Origin of the sequence: Bradyrhizobium neotropicale, from assembly GCF_001641695.1 — a bacterium.
Classification (GTDB): Bacteria; Pseudomonadota; Alphaproteobacteria; order Rhizobiales; family Xanthobacteraceae; genus Bradyrhizobium; species Bradyrhizobium neotropicale.
This window is the reverse complement of the sequence record NZ_LSEF01000042.1, coordinates 1-21,183: the sequence shown is the minus strand read 5'-3', so window position 1 is coordinate 21,183 and position 21,183 is coordinate 1. Positions and strand designations below refer to the sequence as shown.

22 protein-coding genes are annotated in these 21,183 nt (G+C 63.1%); 15 read left to right on the top strand and 7 right to left on the bottom strand.

Translation table 11 applies throughout. The features are described from left to right. Positions 1-35: 35 nt before the first annotated feature. Positions 36-491 carry a GatB/YqeY domain-containing protein gene (locus AXW67_RS13295; protein ID WP_027551794.1) on the bottom strand — a complete coding sequence of 152 codons (456 nt, stop codon included), beginning with the start codon at positions 489-491 and terminating at the stop codon, positions 36-38. 233 nt (positions 492-724) lie between these two features. Here AXW67_RS13295 and carA point away from each other — a divergent pair, with 233 nt between their 5' ends. Beyond that, positions 725-1,915, top strand: coding sequence for a glutamine-hydrolyzing carbamoyl-phosphate synthase small subunit (gene carA / locus AXW67_RS13290; RefSeq protein ID WP_063678252.1), 1,191 nt, complete (start codon positions 725-727; stop codon positions 1,913-1,915). 229 nt (positions 1,916-2,144) lie between these two features. Then, positions 2,145-2,666, top strand: a complete 522-nt coding sequence (locus AXW67_RS13285) for a cupin domain-containing protein (RefSeq protein WP_063678251.1) — start codon at positions 2,145-2,147, stop codon at positions 2,664-2,666. Between the two features lie 130 nt (positions 2,667-2,796). Here the strand turns inward: AXW67_RS13285 and AXW67_RS13280 are convergent, their stop codons facing one another. Beyond that, entirely contained in the window at positions 2,797-3,321 is a 525-nt protein-coding gene (locus AXW67_RS13280) for a Dps family protein (protein ID WP_063678250.1), read from the bottom strand. Positions 3,322-3,435: 114 nt separating this feature from the next. Here AXW67_RS13280 and AXW67_RS13275 point away from each other — a divergent pair, with 114 nt between their 5' ends. Next, positions 3,436-4,140 (top strand): class I SAM-dependent methyltransferase, encoded by a 705-nt coding sequence (locus AXW67_RS13275; RefSeq protein WP_063678249.1) that lies wholly within the window; start codon positions 3,436-3,438, stop codon positions 4,138-4,140. Between the two features lie 276 nt (positions 4,141-4,416). On the opposite strand, the gene AXW67_RS13270 is transcribed toward AXW67_RS13275, so the two are convergent. Beyond that, positions 4,417-4,788 (bottom strand): ArsR/SmtB family transcription factor, encoded by a 372-nt coding sequence (locus tag AXW67_RS13270; protein ID WP_063678248.1) that lies wholly within the window; start codon positions 4,786-4,788, stop codon positions 4,417-4,419. Positions 4,789-4,897: 109 nt separating this feature from the next. On the opposite strand from AXW67_RS13270, the gene AXW67_RS13265 reads away from it, so the two are divergent. The 3 genes from AXW67_RS13265 to greA all read left to right on the top strand — a co-directional run bounded on the left by AXW67_RS13265 (position 4,898) and on the right by greA (position 10,464). Then, positions 4,898-6,067 carry an MFS transporter gene (locus AXW67_RS13265; protein ID WP_063678247.1) on the top strand — a complete coding sequence of 390 codons (1,170 nt, stop codon included), beginning with the start codon at positions 4,898-4,900 and terminating at the stop codon, positions 6,065-6,067. Positions 6,068-6,315: 248 nt separating this feature from the next. After that, positions 6,316-9,780 carry a carbamoyl-phosphate synthase large subunit gene (carB, locus tag AXW67_RS13260; protein ID WP_063678246.1) on the top strand — a complete coding sequence of 1,155 codons (3,465 nt, stop codon included), beginning with the start codon at positions 6,316-6,318 and terminating at the stop codon, positions 9,778-9,780. Between the two features lie 210 nt (positions 9,781-9,990). Next, positions 9,991-10,464: a transcription elongation factor GreA gene (gene greA, locus AXW67_RS13255; protein WP_027551800.1), complete on the top strand. Its 474-nt coding sequence runs from the start codon at positions 9,991-9,993 to the stop codon at positions 10,462-10,464. A 215-nt stretch (positions 10,465-10,679) separates the two neighbouring features. Here the strand turns inward: greA and AXW67_RS13250 are convergent, their stop codons facing one another. After that, the gene (locus tag AXW67_RS13250) at positions 10,680-11,159 is read right to left on the bottom strand and encodes an Lrp/AsnC family transcriptional regulator (protein WP_027551801.1); all 480 of its coding nucleotides are present in this window, start codon (positions 11,157-11,159) and stop codon (positions 10,680-10,682) included. Between the two features lie 268 nt (positions 11,160-11,427). On the opposite strand from AXW67_RS13250, the gene trxB reads away from it, so the two are divergent. The 5 genes from trxB (at position 11,428) to AXW67_RS41820 (ending at position 15,344) form a co-directional block, all read left to right on the top strand. Beyond that, positions 11,428-12,393, top strand: coding sequence for a thioredoxin-disulfide reductase (trxB, locus tag AXW67_RS13245; RefSeq protein ID WP_063678245.1), 966 nt, complete (start codon positions 11,428-11,430; stop codon positions 12,391-12,393). Between the two features lie 5 nt (positions 12,394-12,398). Beyond that, positions 12,399-13,322, top strand: a complete 924-nt coding sequence (locus tag AXW67_RS13240; protein WP_027551803.1) for a LysR family transcriptional regulator — start codon at positions 12,399-12,401, stop codon at positions 13,320-13,322. Positions 13,323-13,780: 458 nt separating this feature from the next. Next, positions 13,781-14,689 (top strand): 4-hydroxy-tetrahydrodipicolinate synthase family protein, encoded by a 909-nt coding sequence (locus tag AXW67_RS13235; RefSeq protein ID WP_063678244.1) that lies wholly within the window; start codon positions 13,781-13,783, stop codon positions 14,687-14,689. Positions 14,690-14,883: 194 nt separating this feature from the next. Then, positions 14,884-15,033 carry a hypothetical protein gene (locus AXW67_RS43155; protein ID WP_201723666.1) on the top strand — a complete coding sequence of 50 codons (150 nt, stop codon included), beginning with the start codon at positions 14,884-14,886 and terminating at the stop codon, positions 15,031-15,033. 137 nt (positions 15,034-15,170) lie between these two features. After that, positions 15,171-15,344 carry a hypothetical protein gene (locus AXW67_RS41820; protein ID WP_145927585.1) on the top strand — a complete coding sequence of 58 codons (174 nt, stop codon included), beginning with the start codon at positions 15,171-15,173 and terminating at the stop codon, positions 15,342-15,344. Positions 15,345-15,423: 79 nt separating this feature from the next. Here the strand turns inward: AXW67_RS41820 and AXW67_RS13230 are convergent, their stop codons facing one another. Together AXW67_RS13230 and AXW67_RS13225 are read right to left on the bottom strand one after the other, a co-directional pair. Then, complete coding sequence (locus AXW67_RS13230; RefSeq protein ID WP_027551806.1) at positions 15,424-16,101, bottom strand: ParA family protein; 678 nt, start codon at positions 16,099-16,101, stop codon at positions 15,424-15,426. 445 nt (positions 16,102-16,546) lie between these two features. Next, positions 16,547-16,912 (bottom strand): hypothetical protein, encoded by a 366-nt coding sequence (locus tag AXW67_RS13225; protein WP_063678243.1) that lies wholly within the window; start codon positions 16,910-16,912, stop codon positions 16,547-16,549. Between the two features lie 383 nt (positions 16,913-17,295). On the opposite strand from AXW67_RS13225, the gene AXW67_RS13220 reads away from it, so the two are divergent. The 4 genes from AXW67_RS13220 to AXW67_RS13205 all read left to right on the top strand — a co-directional run bounded on the left by AXW67_RS13220 (position 17,296) and on the right by AXW67_RS13205 (position 19,675). After that, positions 17,296-18,237, top strand: coding sequence for an AEC family transporter (locus tag AXW67_RS13220; protein WP_063678242.1), 942 nt, complete (start codon positions 17,296-17,298; stop codon positions 18,235-18,237). Positions 18,238-18,410: 173 nt separating this feature from the next. Continuing rightward, positions 18,411-18,815 (top strand): nuclear transport factor 2 family protein, encoded by a 405-nt coding sequence (locus AXW67_RS13215; RefSeq protein ID WP_027551813.1) that lies wholly within the window; start codon positions 18,411-18,413, stop codon positions 18,813-18,815. Beyond that, positions 18,776-19,177, top strand: a complete 402-nt coding sequence (locus tag AXW67_RS13210) for an AEC family transporter (RefSeq protein ID WP_283806461.1) — start codon at positions 18,776-18,778, stop codon at positions 19,175-19,177. Before AXW67_RS13215 ends, AXW67_RS13210 begins: the two co-directional genes overlap by 40 nt. A gap of 147 nt (positions 19,178-19,324) precedes the next feature. Next, on the top strand, positions 19,325-19,675 hold the full coding sequence (locus AXW67_RS13205; RefSeq protein WP_245315533.1) for a potassium channel family protein: 351 nt from the start codon (positions 19,325-19,327) through the stop codon (positions 19,673-19,675). A gap of 371 nt (positions 19,676-20,046) precedes the next feature. On the opposite strand, the gene AXW67_RS13200 is transcribed toward AXW67_RS13205, so the two are convergent. Further along, a complete protein-coding gene (locus AXW67_RS13200; protein ID WP_063676386.1) occupies positions 20,047-21,081 on the bottom strand; it encodes an IS110 family RNA-guided transposase in 1,035 nt (344 codons plus the stop codon). Positions 21,082-21,183: the final 102 nt, after the last annotated feature.

Sequence of the window (21,183 nt, the reverse complement as noted above, 5' to 3'; positions counted from 1 at the left end):
AGCTCGACGCTGACGCGTCGCCCCGGAATGACGGCCTAGCCCGTCAGCGCGGCCTTCACTAATCCGCTGGCCTTGCCGAAATCCATCTGGCCGGCGTACTTCGCCCTCAAGACTGCGATCACCTTGCCCATGTCCTTCATGCCGGCCGCGCCGGTCTCGGCGATGGCGCCCGAGATCGCCTTGTTCACCTCGTCATCCGACATCTGCTTCGGCAGGTAAGCCGAGATCACCGCGATCTCCTCGCGCTCCTGCGCAGCGAGCTCGGCGCGGCCGCCCTTGTCGTAGAGCTCGACCGCCTCCTGGCGCTGCTTGATCATCTTCTGCAGCACGCTGAGGAGGTCGGCGTCGGACAGCGGCGGCTTGCCATTGCCGCGGGCCTCGATGTCGGCGTTCTTGATGGTCGAGTTGACCATGCGCAGCGTCGAGAGCTTGCGCTCGTCCTTGGCCTTCATGGCCTCCTTGACCGCATTGTTGATGTCGTCGCGCAGCATGGCCGTGATCCTCTCAATCTATCGCGCCTGATCTAAGCCGTTCGCGGGCAAGAGGCCATACCGGACCCCTGGCCGGCCCCGGTTCATTGTTTCCCCGTCGGCCGCGGAAATTGCTCAAAATTACCAGTTCCAGCCTAAGTGCCTGAGGGGGCCTGTCAAATATGCAAAAACGCATGTGAATCCGCTCTCTCCCGCTTTGACGGGCGCCACTTGCCAGACTATGAAGCGGGCTCATGACACAACATGACAACGATCCCGCCTGGCCGGACCACAAACCGACCGCGCTCCTCGTGCTCGCCGACGGCACGGTGCTCGAAGGCTTTGGTCTCGGCGCCGAAGGCCAAGCCGTCGGTGAAGTCTGCTTCAACACCGCGATGACCGGCTATGAGGAGATTTTGACCGATCCCTCCTATGCCGGGCAGATCATCACCTTCACCTTCCCGCATATCGGCAACGTCGGCACCAACGACGAAGACATCGAGACGGTGAACATGGCCGCGACGCCCGGCGCGCGCGGCGTGATCCTGCGCACCGCGATCACCGATCCCTCGAACTACCGCGCGACCCGGCACCTCGACCAGTGGCTGAAGGCGCGCGGCATCATCGGCCTCTCCGGCATCGACACCCGCGCGCTGACCGCGCTGATCCGCAGCAAGGGCATGCCCAACGCCGTGATCGCGCATGCGAAGAACGGCCAGTTCGACCTGCACGGCCTGAAGGAAGAGGCGCGCGAATGGCCGGGCCTCGAAGGCATGGACCTCGTGCCGATGGTCACCTCCGGCCAGCGCTTCACCTGGGACGAAACGCCCTGGGCATGGAACAACGGCTTCGGCCGGCAGGAGAATCCGGAGTTCAACGTCGTCGCCATCGACTACGGCATCAAGCGCAACATCCTCCGTCTGCTCGCGGGCGTCGGCTGCAGGGTGACGGTGGTGCCGGCGACGACCTCGGCCGAAGACATTCTGGCGCTGAAGCCGGACGGCGTATTCCTGTCCAACGGCCCGGGCGATCCGGCCGCGACCGGCAAATATGCGGTGCCGGTGATCCAGCAAGTGATCAAGTCGGGCACGCCGACCTTCGGCATCTGCCTCGGCCACCAGATGCTGGGCCTCGCCGTCGGCGCCAAGACCAAGAAGATGCATCAGGGCCATCACGGCGCCAACCATCCCGTGAAGGACGAGACCACCGGCAAGGTCGAGATCACCTCGATGAACCACGGCTTCGCCGTGGATCAGGCGACGCTGCCGAAGGGCGCGACGCAGACCCACATCTCGCTGTTCGACGGCTCCAATTGCGGCATCCAGCTCGACGGCAAGCCGGTGTTCTCGGTGCAGTATCACCCCGAGGCCTCGCCCGGTCCGCGCGACTCGCACTATCTGTTCCAGCGCTTCGCGGACCTGATGCGGCAGAAGAAGAGCGCGTAAGCGCTCTTCCGCAATTCCACGACATCATGCCCGGGCCTCGGCCCGGGCTTTTTGTCATTCCGGGGCGCGCGAAGCGCGAGCCCGGAGTCCATTGCGCAACGAACTCTGCGGCACGATGGATTCCGGGCTCGACGCTACGCGTCGCCCCGGATTGACGGGGAAGCAACGGAAGGAACGTCATCTCTCGCGATCGGTTGATCCCTGCTACTCTCGACGCAGGAGTCCCGCCATGTCCGTCGTCCGCAACAATGCCGAACCGCTCGCCATCGTCTTCGAGGACGACGGGCTCGTGCCGAACAGCATCCTTCCCTTCCTGGTCTACCAGGGTGCAGTCGCGCTCGACCCGAAGAACCCTGAGGAAACCATCGAGACTCTGTTCGGCGCCAACCGCTGGGGCGGCACGTGGCGCAACGGCGTCTACGACTATCTGCACTATCATTCGACCGTGCATGAGGCGCTCGGCGTTGCGCGCGGCCACGCCCGCGTTCGCTTCGGCGGCGATCACGGCCAGGAGCTCCAGATCAGGGCCGGCGACGTCGCGATCCTTCCCGCTGGCACCGGACATCAATGCATCAAGGCCAGCGACGATTTCTGCGTAATCGGCGCCTATCCGCCGGGCTCGAGGATGGAGATCACCCGCGCAACGCCGGAGAACCACGCCAAGGCGCTGAAGACGATTCCCAAGGTGAAGCTGCCGCCGGCCGATCCGGTGACCGGCGGGGATGGTGCGCTGATGCGGCTGTGGCGATAGCCGTCAACGCAGTGCTGTAGGTGGGCAAAGCGTAGCGTGCCCATCATCCGTCCGCGAGTGACGGCAGCAAATGGTGGGTACAGCGCGCAAAGCGCGCGCCTTTGCCCACCCTACGCCTACGGCTGTGCGCCTACGCCGCGTTGCTGCCTTCCTGGCGCGTAGCCTCGAACAGGAACCAGGTGCGGCGCTCGGTTTCGTCGATGAAGACTTCGAGGATGCTGGCGCTCGCGACATCGCCGGCCTCGTCGCAGACCTCGTGCGCCTTGCGCATCGCGCTGGCGACGTGCTTGTTGTCCTGCATCAGCTCGCGCAGCATCTCGCGCGGCGGGACGTAATCCTCGTTGTTGTCCTTGATGGTCTGGAGCTTGGCGACCTGGCCGATCGACTTCAGCGTCGTGCCACCGATCTTGCGGACGCGCTCGGCGAGCTGGTCGGTGGTGGCGAAGATCTGGTCCGACTGCTCATCGAGCAGCAGGTGGTAGTCGCGGAAGTGCCGCCCGCTGATGTGCCAGTGGAAGTTCTTGGTCTTGAGATAGAGCGCGAAAGCGTCGGCCAGAAGCACGTTGAGCGCCTCCGAAACCTTGTTGACTGCCTGTGACGACAGATCGGTGGGGGTGTCGAGGTCGGGCGAGACCTTGTTGTTGGCTTTGCTCACGGGAAACCTTCCTGTTAGGACGCGGACATTGACGGCGCGCCGTCGCACCCCTAACGCAAGGCGGGCTGCGCCGGTTCCTGCGCAGGAACCGCTTGGCCGGGACCCTCGAAAACCATGGACGATTGGATCGATTATTACGACTCCACGCATACGATCTATGTCAGCAAGCTGCATCGCGACTTGCATTTCCAGATCATCGCGCGGGACATCATTGCCTACATCTCGTCGCCCGACGCGACGGTACTGGACTATGCCTGCGGCGAGGCGCTGTCGGCGAGTCAGGTCGCAGCGGCCTGCGGCAAGCTGATCCTCGCCGAGCCCGCGCCCGGGGTCCGCGGCCGGCTGATTGCGCGGTTTGCCCCGAACACGAAAATCCGCGTCCGCTCGCTCGAGGACGTCAGGAAAATGCAGGAGCAGTCCGTCGATCTCGTCGTCATGAATTCGGTTGCGCAATACATGACGCCGGAGGAGCTCGATTCCGCGCTCCTCAACATTCGCCGGCTGCTCAAGCCGTCCGGCAAGCTGGTGCTCGGTGATGTCCTGCAGCCGAACGTCGGCATGGGCCGCGACGTGATGGCCCTGCTCAGCTTCGGCCTGCGTCACGGCTTCCTCAAGGACGCGCTGATCGGGCTGATCAGCACGGCGCTGTCGGACTACCGCCAGCTGCGCTCGCGCATCGGGCTGCAGCGCTACAGCGAGGATGACATCACTGCCAAGCTGACCGCGGCCGGGTTCGCGGTGCAGCGGGCCCACACCAATATCGGCCACAACCGCTGGCGCATGACCTTCATCGCGCGGCCGCCGTTAGCGCACGGTTAGGGTTAAAATTTAGCTGAGCTGGCTTGCGGTATCCGGATGAGCCATGATCGCGATGGCCCGGTGGCGGAAGCGTCTACGCGAGAGCAGTGCATCGCTCTTTATCCTGGTTCAAATCCAGGCCGGGTCTCCACGCTTCGCCCCGACGGGGCTACGCGTGGCGCAGCCACGCTAGGCCGGCTGGGCAAAGCGCGTCCCGCGTAGCTTAAGCGAAGCGAAAGCGTAGACGGACTGGATCCCACCTTAATCGTTGGCCGGACGCACGCACGCGTCTCATCTTCAATCCGCATCGACCACATCACACTCGGAAACAAGCTGCAGCCGATCGGCATCCCTGGCTGCGGAGTTGATCACGGCATCGAGCAGGCCGGGAAAACGCGCTTCCAGATCCTCGCGGCGCAGCCGCATGAAGCGGCTGGTCCCCGCCACACGCGTCTGCATCAGGCCGCATTCGCGCAGCTTGGCGAAGTGATAGGCGAGATTCGACTTGGCCCCGAGGCCGCTGAAATCGCCGCAGCGCAATTCGCTGCTGCCACGTTCTTGCTGGGCGAGCTGATAGACGATCGCCAGCCGGATCGGATCACTCAGGCAATCCAGGACCATCGGGAGTCCGATCTGCTCTCGGGTGGGATGCGGGGGCATGCGGCTCATATCCGCATGATAGCGAGCCGACCTCAATGTTCAATAGTTCTTGAACCAATTGACATGGGAAACCTGGGGAACAATAGTTCAATAAACATTGAACATAGGAATGTTTGGAATGAGTGTGTTCTGGCTGGCCTTAGCGGCCTTCGCGATCGGTACAGAAGGCTTTGTGATTGCAGGGCTTTTACCGGCGATCGCCACCGACCTTTCGATTTCGGTCTCGGCCGCCGGCCAATTGGTGACGGCCTATGCCCTCACCTATGCGGTGGGCTCGCCGATCCTGGCGATCACGCTGAACAACATCGACCGCCGCACCGCGCTGGCACTGGCGCTGTCGACCTTTATCGCGGGGAATCTCGTGGCGGTGATGGCCTCAGGCTATGTGCTGCTGCTGGCCTCACGCATGCTGATGGCGCTTGGCGCCGGGCTTTGCGTGCCGACGGCGCTGGCCGTCTCGGTGGCGGTTGCCTCGCCCGAGCGGCGCGGCCGCGCGGTGGCGCTGGTCACGTCGGGCATCACGGTCGCGACCGTCGTCGGTGTTCCCTTGGGCAACTTCATCGGCAGCCTGTTCGGCTGGCGCGCGACCTTTGCCATGGTCGCCCTGCTCGGTGCCGTCGCGCTCGCCGGCCTGCTGTTCGGCCTGCCCCGAGGCCTGCCGCGCAACACGGCTTCGCTTGCCCAGCGGCTCGCCGTGGCCCGTCACGGTAATGTCTTGATCGCGCTCGCCATCACCATCCTCTGGGCGCTCGGCGGCTTCACGGTCTTCACCTATTTCGCGGTTCCGCTGAAAAGCCTCGGTTTCGACGCCTCCAGGATCAGCCTTGCGCTTCTGGTCTTCGGCGGCGCAGCCGCGATCGGAAACATGCTCGGGGGCGTCCTCGCCGACCGGCTCGGCACGCTGACCACGGCGGCGCTTGGGCTCGCGGGCATGGCGACAGCCCTGATTCTGCATTCGCTGGTGCTGAAGCTGATGCCGGAACAGGCGCATTACGCCGTGCTGGGAGCGATCTTCCTCTGGGGCATCTCGGGCTGGGCGTTCTATCCGGCCCAGCTCGCCAGCATCATCCGGATCGAACCGCAGGCCTCGATGATCGCGCTCTCGCTCAACGCCTCGGCGATGTATCTCGGCTTCGCCATTGGCGGAGCGCTGGGCGGGGTGGTGCTGGCAACGCTCTCGCCGACGGACCTCGGCTGGATCGGCGGATCGAGCGTCACGGCCTCGCTTCTGGTGCACCTCGCCCGCGGCTGGCAGGCCCGGCCAAAACCCGTGAAAATTGCCGGTTGATGGGCATTTTTCGGGGTTTCGCCGCTCCAAAATCTGGTCTATGACCACCCGCGCGCGAGGGAAACCCGCGCGTGCGCATGATCCGCCAAAGTGTAGGCGGTTTGGCGCGAAGATCATGCGCCTTCTAATATTGGGAGCGCGATCGGACGCAAAACCGGGCGCCACTTTTGCTGATCGCGCTCCTGCTAAAGGGGACGCGCGGCGAGCGCGCCCTTTTTTTGTGCCCAAATTCCAGCCCGCGAGCGGTGATGCCCAAACGAACCGACATCTCGACCATCCTGATCATCGGCGCCGGTCCCATCGTGATCGGCCAGGCCTGCGAATTCGACTATTCCGGCACCCAGGCCTGCAAGACGCTGAAGGAAGAGGGCTATCGCATCGTCCTCGTCAATTCCAACCCGGCCACCATCATGACCGACCCGGAATTGGCCGATGCGACCTATATCGAGCCGATCACGCCGGAGATCGTCGCCAAGATCATCGAGAAGGAACGCCACGTCATCCCCGGTGGCTTCGCGCTGCTGCCGACCATGGGCGGCCAGACCGCGCTGAACTGCGCGCTGTCGCTGCGCAAGCAGGGCACGCTCGAAAAGTTCGACGTCGAGATGATCGGCGCGACTGCGGATGCGATCGACAAGGCCGAGGACCGGCAGCTTTTCCGCAACGCCATGGAGAAGATCGGCCTTCAGACCCCGAAGTCGCGGCTTGCCAACGCGTCCCAGCTGAAAAAATCCTTCCGCGACAAATACCTCGCCGAACGCGAGAAGCTCTCCGGCGCCGCGCAGGAGGACCTCGACCGGCAGTGGTCCCTCGGTGAGAACGAGCGTCGCAAGCGCTACCAGGAGTACGCGCTGGGCCAGGCGATGATGGCGCTGTCCGAGATCGGACTGCCGGCGATCATCCGTCCCTCCTTCACGCTCGGCGGCACCGGCGGCGGCATCGCCTACAACAAGGAAGAATTCCTCGACATCATCGAGCGCGGCCTGGACGCGTCCCCGACCAACGAAGTGCTGATCGAAGAATCCGTTCTCGGCTGGAAAGAGTTCGAGATGGAGGTGGTGCGCGACAAGAAGGACAATTGCATCATCATCTGCTCGATCGAGAATTTCGATCCGATGGGTGTGCACACCGGCGACTCCATCACGGTCGCGCCGGCGCTGACGCTGACCGACAAGGAATACCAGATCATGCGCGACGCCTCGCTGGCGGTGCTGCGCGAGATCGGGGTGGAGACCGGCGGCTCCAACGTGCAATTCGGCATCAATCCCGCCGACGGCCGCATGGTCGTGATCGAGATGAACCCGCGCGTTTCTCGTTCTTCGGCATTGGCTTCGAAAGCCACGGGCTTTCCGATCGCCAAGGTCGCGGCCAAGCTCGCGATCGGCTATACGCTGGACGAGATCGCCAACGACATCACCGGCGGCGCGACGCCTGCCTCGTTCGAGCCGACCATCGACTACGTGGTGACCAAGATCCCGCGTTTCGCTTTTGAGAAATTCCCGGGCGCCTCCTCGACCCTGACCACCTCGATGAAGTCGGTCGGCGAAGTCATGGCGATCGGCCGCACCTTCCAGGAGAGCCTTCAGAAGGCCCTGCGCGGGCTCGAGACCGGGCTCACCGGCCTCGACGAAATCGAGATCGATGGCCTCGGCCAGGGCGACGACAAGAACGCGATCCGCGCTGCGCTGGGCACGCCGACCCCGAACCGGCTGTTGCAGGTCGCCCAGGCGATGCGCCTCGGCTGGTCCAACGAGGACATCTTCAACTCCTGCAAGATCGATCCGTGGTTCCTCGCCGAGATGCGCGGCATCGTCGACATGGAGGAGAAGATCAAGAAGAATGGTCTTCCGTCCAACGCGTTCGGCATGCGCACCCTGAAGGCGATGGGCTTCTCCGACGCACGGCTCGCCGTGCTCTCGCACACGACGGAGGCCGAGATCACGGCCAAGCGGCATGCGCTGGGCGTCCGTCCCGTGTTCAAGCGTATCGACACCTGCGCCGCCGAATTCGCCTCGCCGACCGCTTACATGTACTCGACCTATGAGGCACCGTTTGCCGGCAGCCTCGCGGACGAGAGCGCGCCGTCGGACAAGAAGAAGGTCATTATCCTCGGCGGCGGCCCGAACCGCATCGGCCAGGGCATCGAGTTCGACTATTGCTGCTGTCACGCCTGCTTCGCGCTCGCAGACGCCGGTTACGAGACCATCATGGTCAACTGCAATCCGGAGACGGTATCGACCGACTACGACACCGCGGACCGGCTCTATTTCGAGCCGCTGACGGCCGAAGACGTGCTGGAGATCATCGCGACCGAGCGCACGAACGGCACGCTGCATGGCGTGATCGTGCAGTTCGGCGGCCAGACCCCGCTGAAGCTCGCGCGCGCGCTCGAGGCTGCCGAAGTGCCGATCCTCGGCACCTCGCCCGACGCCATCGATCTTGCGGAAGATCGCGACCGCTTCAAGCGCGTGCTCGACAAGCTGCGGCTGAAGCAGCCGAAGAACGGCATCGCCTACTCGGTCGAGCAGGCGCGCCTCGTTGCAGCCGATCTCGGCCTGCCGCTCGTGGTGCGTCCGTCCTACGTGCTCGGTGGCCGCGCGATGCAGATCATCCGCGAGGAGAACCAGCTCAACGACTATCTGCTCGGCACGTTGCCGGAGCTGGTGCCCGCCGACGTCAAGGCGCGCTATCCGAACGACAAGACCGGGCAGATCAACACCGTGCTCGGCAAGAACCCGTTGCTGTTCGACCGATATCTGTCCGATGCCACCGAAGTCGACGTCGACTGCCTCTCAGACGGCAAGGACGTCTTCATCGTCGGCATCATGGAGCATATCGAGGAAGCCGGCATTCACTCCGGCGACTCCGCCTGCTCGCTGCCGCCCTATTCGCTCGATGACAAGATGATCGACGAGCTGGAACGGCAGACGCGTGAGCTCGCGCTGGGCCTCGACGTCGTCGGCTTGATGAACGTGCAATACGCCATCAAGGACGGCGAGATCTATGTGCTCGAGGTCAACCCGCGCGCCTCGCGCACGGTGCCCTTCGTCGCCAAGGTGATCGGCACGCCGGTCGCAAAGATCGCCGCGCGCATCATGGCCGGCGAGAAGCTCGCCGACTTCAAGCTGAAGAAGGCGCAGCTCAAGCATGTCGGCGTCAAGGAATCGGTGTTCCCCTTCGCGCGCTTCCCCGGCGTCGACACGGTGCTCGGCCCCGAGATGCGCTCGACCGGCGAGGTCATGGGCATCGACCGCTCGTTCGAAGTGGCGTTCGCGAAGAGCCAGCTCGGCGGCGGCACGCGGGTGCCGGCCAATGGCACGGTGTTCGTCTCGGTGCGCGAGAGCGACAAGATGCGCATCGCCGATGCCGTGCGCCAGCTGCACTCGCTCGGCTTCAAGGTGCTGGCGACGTCGGGCACGCAGCGCTTCCTGACCGACCAGGGCATCCCGACCGAGAAGGTGAACAAGGTGCTCGAGGGCCGGCCGCACATCGTCGACGCCATCACCAATGGCGACGTCCAGCTCGTCTTCAACACCACCGAAGGCCCGCAGGCGCTCGCCGACAGCCGTTCGCTGCGGCGCGCGGCCCTCTTGCATAAAGTGCCGTATTACACCACTCTTTCCGGGGCCGTGGCGGCCGCGCAGGGCATCCGCGCCTATCTGGGCGGGGACCTTGAGGTTCGTACCCTGCAGAGCTATTTTTCGGAAACCTGATCTTTGGCGGAGCCGAAGCCTCCGCTAAGTGATTGGCAATGCTGCCACAATGGCCGGAGGAACTGTCCGGCCATGTGGTTGTTCTGTTCCGGCGCCAGACCCACATAACGTTCCGGTGGCCGTGTGTTCCGCCCCTGGAAACAGCGACGAATCAAGGTCGCCCACGCCCTCCTGTTTTCGAGGACGTGCGACCGGAGAACGAGAGAAGCGATGGAAAAGGTTCCGATGACTCTGGCCGGTTTTACCGCGCTCGGGGAAGAATTGAAGCAGCGCCAGTCCGTGGACCGTCCGCGGATCATCGAGCATATCGCGGAGGCGCGCTCGCACGGAGACCTGTCGGAAAACGCGGAGTATCACGCCGCGAAGGAAGAGCAGTCCCACAATGAGGGCCGCATCGCCGAGCTCGAGGACAAGCTCGCGCGCGCCGACATCATCGACATCTCGAAGCTGTCCGGCGACACCATCAAGTTCGGCGCCACGGTGACGCTGGTCGACGAGGACACCGAGAAGAAGACGGTGTGGCAGCTCGTCGGCGAGGTCGAGGCCGACGCCAAGAAGGGCCGCATCTCCATCACCTCCCCGCTCGCACGCGCGCTGATCGGCAAGAAGAAGGGTTCAACCGTCGAGGTCAATGCACCCGGCGGCGCCAAGGCGTACGAGATCACCAAGGTGGAGTGGCGGTAACCATTTGCCGCTATGTCTGACGATTTGAAAAGGCCGCGCATCGCGCGGCCTTTTTGTTTCGGCGTGTGTTGCTCGGCGTGAGTGACTGGGGCTCCCACCTCATTGCGAGCGCAGCGAAGCAATCCAGACTGTCGCCGCGGAAAGATGCTGGATTGCTTCGCTGCGCTCGCAATGACGGAGAAGACTGACAGTTCCGAGAAAAGTCAGCGCAAGGCCTATCGCCTTCCCTTCACATCCAGCGGCACGGCCGCCTCGTATTTCGAATTGTGCAGCACCAGCGAGGTCCGCACGTTGCGCACATGAGGCGCTGCGGTGAGGTGCGTGACGAAATCCTGGAAGGTCGCCATGTCGGGCGCGACGCATTTCAGGATGAAATCGACTTCGCCCGACAGCATCCAGCATTCCCGCACCAGGGGCTCGGCGCGGACGAACTGCTCGAAGGCGCGCAAGTCCGCTTCGGCCTGGCTGGAGAGGTGCACGGCGGCGAACACTGTGACATCGAAGCCGAGCTTTCGCGCATCAAGGAGCCCGCGATAGCCGTGAATGTAGCCTTCCTCCTCCAGCGCCCGGACGCGGCGCAGGCAAGGTGGCGGGGAAATGCCCACGCGCTTGGCCAGCTCGACATTGGTGATTCGACCGTCGGCCTGAATCTCGGCGAGAATTTTGAGATCGATCTCGTCTAGGTTCCGCGACACGTGATTGGAACTCCTGGCCTTGCGGCGGTATCGGGTGGGTCTGTCGCAATCCTCATAGCCGAGTCCGCACCGGGTGCGCAATTTTATTGCGCGTGCAGCGCAATCGACTTTTGTTCCTTGTTGGAAAAATCCGCCGAGAGGGAATGCAATTCTTGCATAGCTCACCAGAAGGCTTAGATTAGCTCTGATATTTCAGCGCCTCCGCGATGCTCACCTGGCACTTTCCGCGCCCGCGCTGCAATTCCCCCGAGAAAGGCAGTCCAAGAAAATGCCAGCTCCCGTCCATGCAAAGGTCGTCATCATCGGCTCCGGCCCCGCCGGCTACACCGCGGCCATCTATGCCGCGCGCGCGATGCTCGAGCCGATCCTGATCCAGGGCATCCAGCCGGGCGGCCAGCTCACCATCACCACCGACGTCGAGAACTATCCGGGCTTCGCCGACGTGATCCAGGGCCCCTGGCTGATGGAGCAGATGGAGAAGCAGGCGCTGCACATGGGCACCCAGATCAAGACCGATCTGGTGACCAAGCTGGAGACCTCGCACCGCCCCTTTCGCCTCACCTGCGACTCCGGCGACGTCTATCTCGCTGACACCGTCATTCTCGCCACCGGCGCCCAGGCACGCTGGCTCGGAATTCCCTCGGAAGAGACCTTCAAGGGTTTCGGCGTCTCGGCCTGCGCCACCTGCGACGGCTTCTTCTACCGCAGCAAGGAAGTGATGGTGGTCGGCGGCGGCAACACCGCGGTCGAGGAGGCATTGTTCCTGACCAACTTCGCTTCGCAGGTGACGATCGTTCACCGCCGCGACCATTTCCGCGCCGAGCGCATTCTCCAGGAACGCCTGTTCAAGAACCCCAAGATCAAGGTGATCTGGGACAGCGCCATCGACGAGGTCTGCGGCGAGGCGAACCCCAGCAAGGTCACGCATGTCCGCCTCAAGAACGTCAAGACCGGTGCGCTCACCAAGGTGAAAGCCGACGGCGTGTTCATCGCCATCGGACATGCGCCGGCAACCGACCTCGTGAAGGATCAGGTCAAGCTCAAACAGTCGGGCTATGTCGAGGTCGCCCCGAACTCGACCGCCACCTCGGTGCCCGGCCTGTTCGCCGCCGGCGACGTCGCCGACGAGACCTATCGCCAGGCCGTCACGGCCGCTGGCCTCGGCTGCATGGCAGCACTCGAAGCCGAACGTTTCTTGGCCCTGCGCGCCAGCGAGCGCGCGGCAGCGGAATGATGACCATGGCTCGAACACGCGACGGATTCACGGATATGGACTGGGACAAGCTGAAGGTGTTTCACGCAGCGGCGGAAGCGGGCAGCTTCACGCATGCGGGTGAACAGCTCGGCCTGTCGCAGTCGGCGGTCTCACGCCAGGTCAGTGCGCTGGAGCAGGAGCTGTCGGTCTCGCTGTTCCACCGCCACGCCCGCGGCCTGATCCTCACCGAGCAGGGCGACCTGCTCTTCCGCACCGCGCATGACGTGTTCATGCAGCTGCAGGCGGCGCGCGCGAAACTGACCGACAGCCGCGAGCGGCCGAGCGGCGATCTCAAGATCACCACCACGCCCGGCGTCGGCATCAACTGGCTGATCCCGCGGCTCGGCGAATTCACCGCGCTCTATCCGGAGATCCGCATCTCGCTGATCGTCACCGACGAGGAGCTGGATCTTTCGATGCGCGAGGCCGACGTCGCGATCCGCACCCGCAAGCCGACGCAGCCCGATCTCATCCAGCGCAAGCTCTTCGCGATGGGCTTTCACGCCTATTGCTCGCCGGAATACATCAAGCGCTTCGGCACGCCGCGCACGCTGGAGGAGCTCGACTCCCACCGCATCATCACGCTCTCCGACGGCAACTTCGCGCCGCATCTGCAGAACCGCAACTGGCTGATCGAAGCCGGGCGCAACGGCTCGGGTCCGCGCGAAGCCTACTTCAAGGTCAACAACATCCTTGGCCTTGTACGCGCCTGTCAGCAGGGCCTCGGCATCGCAGCGCTGCCCGACTACCTCGTCGAGGAAAACAGCCGCCTGGTGCAGCTCTTCGGCGAATCGGATTCGATCCAACTCGATACGTATTTCGTCTATCCCGAGGAGTTGAAGACGGTCGCGCGCGTGCAGGTGTTCCGCGACTTCGTGGTGAGCAAGGCGCAGCGCTGGCCGTCCTGATTTCCGCATGTCTGACATGCGACCCCGACGGTTGCTGCATGGCGCAGGGCGAGCCCATAATGTTTCCACGCTGAGCCTTCGCGTTGCGCATTTGTCCCCCTCCTCCAGTGGCGCGGGAGTTCAGTAATCCCTCTTGGAAGGTGATTGTGTCGGCCTCACGTGGCCAATACCTAAGCCGGGCTCTTTGGGCCCGGCTTTTTTTCGTCGATTCTGGCTTTCGCCCTCCGCGTGTATTGACAGTTCCACGCCTACCCCGCATCATTTGCCCATGATCACGAAGTCGTGCGCAATCTCGTTCAAGGCAATCGCCTCGAAAAAAGGCCCCCATCCGGGGACCAGGGATATGTGCGCGCGCTAGAAGCAGACTTCGTCGTCGCAATCCCGAAAACCCCGCCACCTGGACGGGGTTTTTTCATGTGCCCTCCGTCTCAGGTCGAATCTAGACAAGGAGATGGAACATGACCGACCTGCGATCACATCTGCACGGGCTCTGGCTGCCGCTGGTGACACCGTTTCGCGATGACCGCCTCGACGAGACGTCGCTGCGGCGGCTGACGCGGCACTACGCGGCGCAAGCGATCGACGGCTTCATCCTGGGGGCGACCTCCGGCGAAGGCATGACGCTGCGGGACGCCGAGCTCGAACGCCTCGTCGCCACCGTGCGCGACGAGATGGCGGCTGGCCCCCGCACCGTTCCGATCTGCCTTGGATTGTCCGGTGCGGACACCTCGCGGCTTAAGGATCGTCTCGACGAGACCGCGGACTGGCCGATCGATGGCTACCTGATCGCAAGCCCTTACTATGTGCGGCCGTCGCAGCGCGGAATGCTGGCGCATTTCGAGGCGCTCGCCGATCACGCCGCCTGGCCGCTCGCGCTCTACAACATCCCCTATCGCACCTCGGTCAACATTACCAACCAGACGCTGCTGCGGCTCGCCGAGCATCCGAACATCGTCGGCCTGAAGGATTGCGGCGCGAGCCGCGAGCAATCGATCGCACTGCTGCGCGACCGGCCCAAGAGGTTTCGTGTGCTCACCGGTGAGGATGCCAATTATCACGAAGCGCTCGCAGATGGCGCCGACGGCGGCATCCTGCTCTCCGCCCATATCGAGACCGCGACCTTCGCCGCCGTCTACGCGGAGCTGAAGCGCGGCAACGCCGGCGCAGCGCTGGCGCGCTGGCAGGAGGTAAAGGAGCTGACGCGCCTGTTGTTCACCGAGCCGAGCCCCGCGCCGGCGAAGTACTGGCTGTGGCGCAGCGGCCTGATCGACAGCCCCGAAGTGCGCCTGCCGATGGTGGAAGTGAGCAGCGAGCTCGCCGCCACCCTCGATCGCGAGATCGAGCAGCGGGCGAAAGTCGCGGCGTAGACGATCTCATCTCATCTCATCTCATCTCGCCCCGCGCTCGCTGCCTCCCCTTCTCCCCTTGCAAGGGGAGAAGGGGAGAGCGCATCTGTGGTTGACCGCGCCCGAACTTCCTTCGCGGCCGCGGCACGACGCATCCACGGCTCCTTTACGCAATCGCGCCTATCGTGGTCCTCCAAGATCAGAGGGGGAGAACCATGGGGCATCGAACTCAGCCTACGGCCGCGCGCCAATTCGCGCCCGCCGATCTTTTGCAGGGAATTCTGGTGGTATCGTCGTTCGGCCTCTGGGCCGTGATGCTCGGCCTGATGCCGGTCCTCCTGTTTCGGGTCTGGCTGGTCGGCTGACGTGCGGATGGTTAATCCGTGGTAGCGCCCGCGCTCAAATGCGAGCGGAGTTGCGATCCCGATCTTAAAACATCGCGCTTATCGTCAAGCCCGTAAGCGAAGAAATCGCGGGGGCGTTTGTGAATAATCAGAATGAGATGGCGTCGCATTACGACGCCGGACGGCAAGCACTTGCCAACCAAAAACTTGCCAACCAAAACCTTGCCAACCAAGGCTTCACCACCGAAGACATTCTCTGGTCCGTCGGCATCTGGTCGGTGATCCTGACCCTGTCGCCGGTCATCGTGTTCTACATGCTGATGGTGGCGTAGGGCGCACGACCAGGTCCCGGAAACGCAAAACGCGCGGCTGGCCCGCGCGTTTTTCGTAACCCGAGAATGAACAAAGAAACTAAGCCGCCTGCTTGTGCATTGCGCCGGATGCCGACGCCGTGCCGCGAATAGCTTTCACTGAACGCTCGATCGCCGCCCACAGCCTTGCAATTTCCTGAGCCGCACGGCTCTCGGCCTGATATTCCCGCGCGCCCTCGCCATGGCTCAGCGCCATCAGCAGATCGGAACGGTTGGTGATCTGGCCGCCCCACACCGGCGCACGGAACTTCGCCAGCGCCTCGCGGGCGATGGTGACGATCGGGCTTTCGGACTCGTCACGACGGGCCGGCGCACCGTTCAGCACGACCGCGTAGGGCTTGCGCGCCGCGCGGCACATCTGGATGGTTTCCTGCACCGCGTTGACGTCGAACACGCCGGGCCGCGCCGGAATGACCACCATGGTTGCGTTCTTGATGGCATCGTCGACGACGGCCGACAGGTTCGGCGGCGTGTCGATCAACACCCATTCATATCCGTCGCGCTTGGCAGCGGAGACGATGCCGCTGACAGAATTCACTGCCGCCTTGATCGGCGGCTCGTTGGTGCCACGCAGCTTGTGCCACAGCGTGAGCGACCCCTGCGGATCCGCATCGACGAGCAGAATAGGCTTGGTCGCCTTGATCTGCGCGGCGAGATGTGCGGCCAGGGTACTCTTGCCCGAGCCGCCTTTACGCGATGCAAAAACAATAACGTTCATACCTCTGGCCTCCAGATTGACCCCAGGTACCGAAAATGAATCACCGCGCTGATTCGTGAAAGAAAAATTTACCGGGAGTTGCGTCGCCGCCACGAAATAACAAGGCGTGTTGGCTTTTGAGTCACACTGCTTCGCGCGACGCCGATACGAACTGTAATAAAACGCGTGCTCCGCAAGCATTCCGTGCGCTTTTTGAGCAGCGATGAGGCAAGAGGCGGGATGCAACCTCGCCGCGCAAATCCTGTTCCGACTCTTTTCCTATCATCGCGCTCGTCATCGCTGCAGCGCCGCGCGCGAAGCGCGTGAACAAAAGGAGTCCCTGGGCTTTCGCGAGGCCGATGCTGGGTCATTTTGACAGAGGTGCATCCGCGCGAAGGAGCCAAAACGCGAATGCCCGGGGCGGGCCCGGGCATGACGGCGGTTGCGAAAAGAGCGTGACGGGCGTTCAGCCCTCGTCGGTCTTTTTCTTCTTGCTCGCCTTCGAGGTTGGCTTGGAGGTCGGTTTGGTGCTCTTCTTCGCGGTACGCGGCTTGAGGTCGCTCGGCCGCCCGGCGCGCTCCTCGCCCGCCTCCGGCCCCCGCCGGAAGAACACCCGGCATTGCGGCGAGAGCTGCGACTTCTTCTGGACCATGCAGGCGGTGATGGCATCGACGTTCGGCACGAACTCGCCGCACAGCCGCATCGCATCCGGCGTGCAGGCCTGCTGCTCCTCCGGGGTGTAGGCGAAGCCAGCGCCAGGCTGGACCAGGACGGCGAGGGCAATCCCACAGATTGCGGCAGCCAAGGACTTCTCGAAGCGAAACGCCGGCATCGATCCCCCCAATTGTCGTGTCGGGGGATAGTGGGTGAACGTCCCTTCGTTGGCAACCGAGCCGCGATACGAAAACCGCGAGCTGTGCGCTCTCGGCAACAGGGCGGTCAGCCCGGCACCAGCCAGGCCAGCGGCAGCAAATGGCCGAGGCTGCCGGCTTAACCCTTTGGCAGCGCTGACGAGATCGGGCTCGGCGTGAAGCTTCCGCTCCGCTCCGACAAAAATCGCGAAAACAACCCCATGCAAAGTAGCCGACGGGGGCTGAAGCACATTTTGCGGATTTTACGAAGCCCCTTTGACATGTCGGGCAAAACACCGGCATGATGCCATGATCGAGGGCGCGTGGGGTGGCCAGCGAAATATCCCCGTGAAGTGAGGACCGCATGGCCACCGTGTTGATCGTCGCGCCGGTCTTTGCCCTGATCGCGGCCGGCTATGCGGCGGTGCTGTTTCGCTTCGTCTCCGAGACCGCGCACAAGGGCATCTCCGAATTCGCCTTCAGCATCGCCATCCCCGCCCTGCTGTTCCGCACCATCGTCGTCTCGGAATTCCCGCAGCTCAGCGCCTTCCGGATGTGGGGCGCCTATTACGGGGCGCTGGCCATCACCTGGATCGCGGCGCTGGCGCTGTCGGCCCTGCTGCGCGAGAACCGCGAGGACAGCGAGGATGGCGTCGTGTTCGCGATCGGCTCGGTCTACGGCAACATCGTGATGCTCGGCATTCCGCTGACGCTCTCGGCGCTGGGGAACGAGGCCGCGGGGCCGATGGCGCTGATCCTGTCGGTGAACACGCCGCTGCTCTGGCTCTGCGGCACGCTGCAGATGGAATTGGTCGACCGCGAGCAGAAGGGCTCGGCCCTGTCGATCATCCTGCCGGTGCTGCTGGATCTTTCGCGCAACCCGATCATGCTGGCGATCGGCTTCGGCCTCGTCTGGCGCTTCACGGATCTCGGCCTCAATCCCGTCGTCGACCGGACGATCGAGCTGCTCGCGCAGGCGGGATCGCCGGCGGCCCTGATCGCGCTCGGCATCAATCTGTTCCGGTTCGAGGTCAAGGGCGAGAAGCTCGGCATCGTCGTCATGTGCGCGCTCAAACTGCTGGCGATGCCGGTGGCCGCCTTCCTGCTGGCAAAGCTGTTCGACCTGCCGCCGCTGGCGGCCGGCGTGGTCGTGCTGTTCGCAGCGATGCCGACCGGCGCGAACGCGTATATCTTTGCGGTTCAGTATCAGCGGCTGGTGAACCCGGTGTCGGGGGCGGTCGCGCTGGGCACGCTGCTGGCTGCGGTGACGCTGCCGGTGGTGGTGATCGTGGCGGGGTTGAAGTAGCTCCCCGAGCAATGTGCCTGCCGCCCTTTGATAAGCCTGATCTATTTGCTCCTCCATGAGCAGGTTTCGTATCGAGGGCAGCGTCCAAATTGGCAACCAGTGTCAGGATTTTGCCTTTGCACGCGAAGGTAGCTACTCTGTTCCGACGTGAGATGTGTTGCAGGGAGCCCGACATGGGACATCGCGAAGACATGCTCAAAGTCATCAGGGAGGCTTACGCGGCGCGCGGTAACGGCAATGCCGAGGGCCTCGTGGCAGCTTTTCATCCCGAAGGTGTATTCACGCTGGTAGGCGACAAAAGCGCACTCGAAATAGCCGGAAGTGTTCAGGGGCACCCGACCTTGCGAGAAGCTTTCGGTCAATTCATCGACAACTTCGGCTTCGTAGATCGCCAAATCCTAAGCGAGCTGGTTGAGGGGCAGCATGCTGCCGTGCGATCCCTCCTCGTCGTAGAACATCGCCCGACCGGGAAAACCTTCCGGACCGAAGTCCTGGACCTGTTCAGATTTCAGGACGGCAAAATCGTTGAGCTGACTGAATTTGCGGACACCGCGCAGATCAAAGCCATGATCTCCTAGGACCGGCGGATAACACCGCCGCCGCGCAGGCGGGATCGCCGGCAGCGCTGATCGCGCTCGGCATCAATCTGTTCCGGTTCGAGGTCAAGGGCGACAAGCTCGGCATCGTCGTCATGTGCGCGCTCAAACTGCTGGCGATGCCGGCCGCCGCCTTCCTGCTGGCAAAGCTGCTCGACCTGCCGCCGCTCGCGGCCGGCGTGGTCGTGCTGTTCGCAGCGATGCCGACCGGTGCGAACACGTACATCTTTGCGGTTCAGTATCAGCGGCTGGTAAATCCAGTGTCGGGAGCTGTGGCGCTGGGCACGCTGCTGGCTGCGGTGACGTTGCCGGTGGTGGTGGTGATCGTGGCGGGATTGAATTAGTGAGCCACGCCTTGAGCAAGAATGCGCGATCTTCTTGCCCTTGACGGGCCGCACCTTTATCCGGTTTGAAGACCTTGCTCTAATTTTCTTGTGCCGATCCATTGCTGAGCTGCACCACTTCTGCTGTTTTGTGGAGGTCGCCACGACATGAACTGGTCGGCACGGAAAACTTTGCGGCGGCGCTTTTTGGTGGCGCTTGGCCATGCGATTCACGTAACGTGGCCGGTGTTGTCTATACTTCTGGCAATTCAGCTTGCGTTGGGCTTGCTGGCTGGTTTTATTGAGGGCTGGTCTTTCGGGGATGCGGTCTATTTTACTTTCATCACCGGCCTCACGATTGGTTACGGTGACCTCGTCCCGAGGCAGGGGTTGACGCGCGCACTTGCGATCGGAATTGGCTTTTTCGGGCTCTTTGTCACGGGTGTCATAGCGGCAATTGCAGTCCACGCCATGCTCTCAGCGCTAACCGATGGCGGCAGTGGCGGTGAGCGATCCTAGTGTATCGACGAGGTAATCGAGTCAGGCTGTTTGCGCAATGCATAAGTCGGGTTGTTGGCCCATCGGCGACCTCCGGCGATGTCCGCTTCTCTAATCGGCCGTTTGAGGTCAAGCACTTTCAGACTATCCGCCACTGCAGTGTCGATGTCGCTCACGGGCTCGCGCTTCTCTTCGGAATCGGCACCAGGGCCCTTCCATCATGGGATTCGAGGACGAAGTAGAACAATCTTTTGCGCGGCCTTGTCGTTAGTTTGAACGACAGGTTCAAGCGGACATGCGAACTCACCTCATCCATCGTCCCGCGAGGGACATCTTTCCACTGCTGGGTGGATCTCGAGTTTCCTCCTATCGGCTTTGATCCTGAACGGTTTTCATGCTGCTGTCGCGGTTGGCTCCCGGGTCCACCGGAACTCGGTGCCATCGACCCATATGCGGTGCATGATGACGGCCAGCCGACGGGCCAGGGCCACGATCGCCTTCTTCATTCCGCGACGCCTGGCGATCTGCATGGCCCAGGCCTTGAGCCAGGACCATTTCTTCGAATGCAACATGCTCTGCGCTGCTTCGTAGAGCATCACCCGCATCATCTCATCCCCGCAGCGCGATATCCTGCCGCTCCAATCGATCTCGCCTGATTGATATCTGGAGCTCGTCAGCCCAAACACTGCCCCGACCGACTTGGATTTTCGGAATCGGGCTGGCACATCGACGGTCGCGCGATAGGTCAGCGCCACCACCGGGCCGACACCGGGGGTCGTCATCAGGCGCCGGCACACCTCGTCGTCGCGCACGATGGCCAGCAAGCGGCGGTGCAGGATGATGATCTGTTCGCGTAGCGCCCGCCGCACGACGAGCAGCGGTTCCACCAGGATCGCCAAGTCGGGAATAGTCTCGACAAGCTCCTGGATGCGGGCCTCGAACCTCACCATTCCGACTATGCCCACCTTGAGGCCGAAGTTACGCAAAGTCCCTCGCAGATCGTTCTCGATGGCGATGGCCTTCGACTGCAATAGCTTGCGATGGGTTAGCAGCATACGCAGTTTCTGGCTGCGTAGCGTCTTCACATGCACCGGGCGATACACTCCCACCCGCATCATCTGAGCGATGCCGCGCGCGTCATTGCGGTCGGTCTTGTTGATCTGCGCCTTCAGCACCGCCTGCATGTGCCGAGTCTCCACACAGATCACTGGTAACTCGGCTTCGGCGAGAGCGCTGAACAGCCATTGCGATAACGGCCCGGCTTCCAGTCCGATCCGCTTGAAGCGGTAGGCGGGATTCCCCAGAACCTTCAGAAGCGCTTGGGGCTCACTCGCCACCTTCACTTCCTTCAAGATCTTGCCCGTATCATCCAAAATGCAGACACTCGTCTCCTTGACCGATACGTCCAGTCCGGCAAAATGGTCCATGCTGCGCTTCTCCTGATGCTTGAGGCCGTCACCACGGACCTCGTTTTCACCATCAGCCTGAAGCGCAGCACCTTAAATATTCAGCTATCCACAAGCTGGGCC

Excerpts from the sequence above, each read along its gene's own strand:
- AXW67_RS13275 (WP_063678249.1), top strand. The coding sequence starts at position 3,436 with ATGGACGATTGGATCGATTATTACGACTCCACGCATACGATCTATGTC.
- greA (WP_027551800.1), top strand. The coding sequence starts at position 9,991 with ATGGAAAAGGTTCCGATGACTCTGGCCGGTTTTACCGCGCTCGGGGAA.
- AXW67_RS13200 (WP_063676386.1), bottom strand. The coding sequence starts at position 21,081 with ATGGACCATTTTGCCGGACTGGACGTATCGGTCAAGGAGACGAGTGTC.
- AXW67_RS13295 (WP_027551794.1), bottom strand. The coding sequence starts at position 491 with ATGCTGCGCGACGACATCAACAATGCGGTCAAGGAGGCCATGAAGGCC.
- trxB (WP_063678245.1), top strand. The coding sequence starts at position 11,428 with ATGCCAGCTCCCGTCCATGCAAAGGTCGTCATCATCGGCTCCGGCCCC.
- AXW67_RS13240 (WP_027551803.1), top strand. The coding sequence starts at position 12,399 with ATGGCTCGAACACGCGACGGATTCACGGATATGGACTGGGACAAGCTG.
- AXW67_RS41820 (WP_145927585.1), top strand. The coding sequence starts at position 15,171 with ATGGCGTCGCATTACGACGCCGGACGGCAAGCACTTGCCAACCAAAAA.
- carB (WP_063678246.1), top strand. The coding sequence starts at position 6,316 with ATGCCCAAACGAACCGACATCTCGACCATCCTGATCATCGGCGCCGGT.
- AXW67_RS13225 (WP_063678243.1), bottom strand. The coding sequence starts at position 16,912 with ATGCCGGCGTTTCGCTTCGAGAAGTCCTTGGCTGCCGCAATCTGTGGG.
- AXW67_RS13285 (WP_063678251.1), top strand. The coding sequence starts at position 2,145 with ATGTCCGTCGTCCGCAACAATGCCGAACCGCTCGCCATCGTCTTCGAG.
- AXW67_RS13230 (WP_027551806.1), bottom strand. The coding sequence starts at position 16,101 with ATGAACGTTATTGTTTTTGCATCGCGTAAAGGCGGCTCGGGCAAGAGT.
- AXW67_RS43155 (WP_201723666.1), top strand. The coding sequence starts at position 14,884 with ATGGGGCATCGAACTCAGCCTACGGCCGCGCGCCAATTCGCGCCCGCC.
- AXW67_RS13235 (WP_063678244.1), top strand. The coding sequence starts at position 13,781 with ATGACCGACCTGCGATCACATCTGCACGGGCTCTGGCTGCCGCTGGTG.
- AXW67_RS13270 (WP_063678248.1), bottom strand. The coding sequence starts at position 4,788 with ATGAGCCGCATGCCCCCGCATCCCACCCGAGAGCAGATCGGACTCCCG.
- AXW67_RS13205 (WP_245315533.1), top strand. The coding sequence starts at position 19,325 with ATGAACTGGTCGGCACGGAAAACTTTGCGGCGGCGCTTTTTGGTGGCG.
- AXW67_RS13265 (WP_063678247.1), top strand. The coding sequence starts at position 4,898 with ATGAGTGTGTTCTGGCTGGCCTTAGCGGCCTTCGCGATCGGTACAGAA.
- AXW67_RS13220 (WP_063678242.1), top strand. The coding sequence starts at position 17,296 with ATGGCCACCGTGTTGATCGTCGCGCCGGTCTTTGCCCTGATCGCGGCC.
- AXW67_RS13215 (WP_027551813.1), top strand. The coding sequence starts at position 18,411 with ATGGGACATCGCGAAGACATGCTCAAAGTCATCAGGGAGGCTTACGCG.
- carA (WP_063678252.1), top strand. The coding sequence starts at position 725 with ATGACACAACATGACAACGATCCCGCCTGGCCGGACCACAAACCGACC.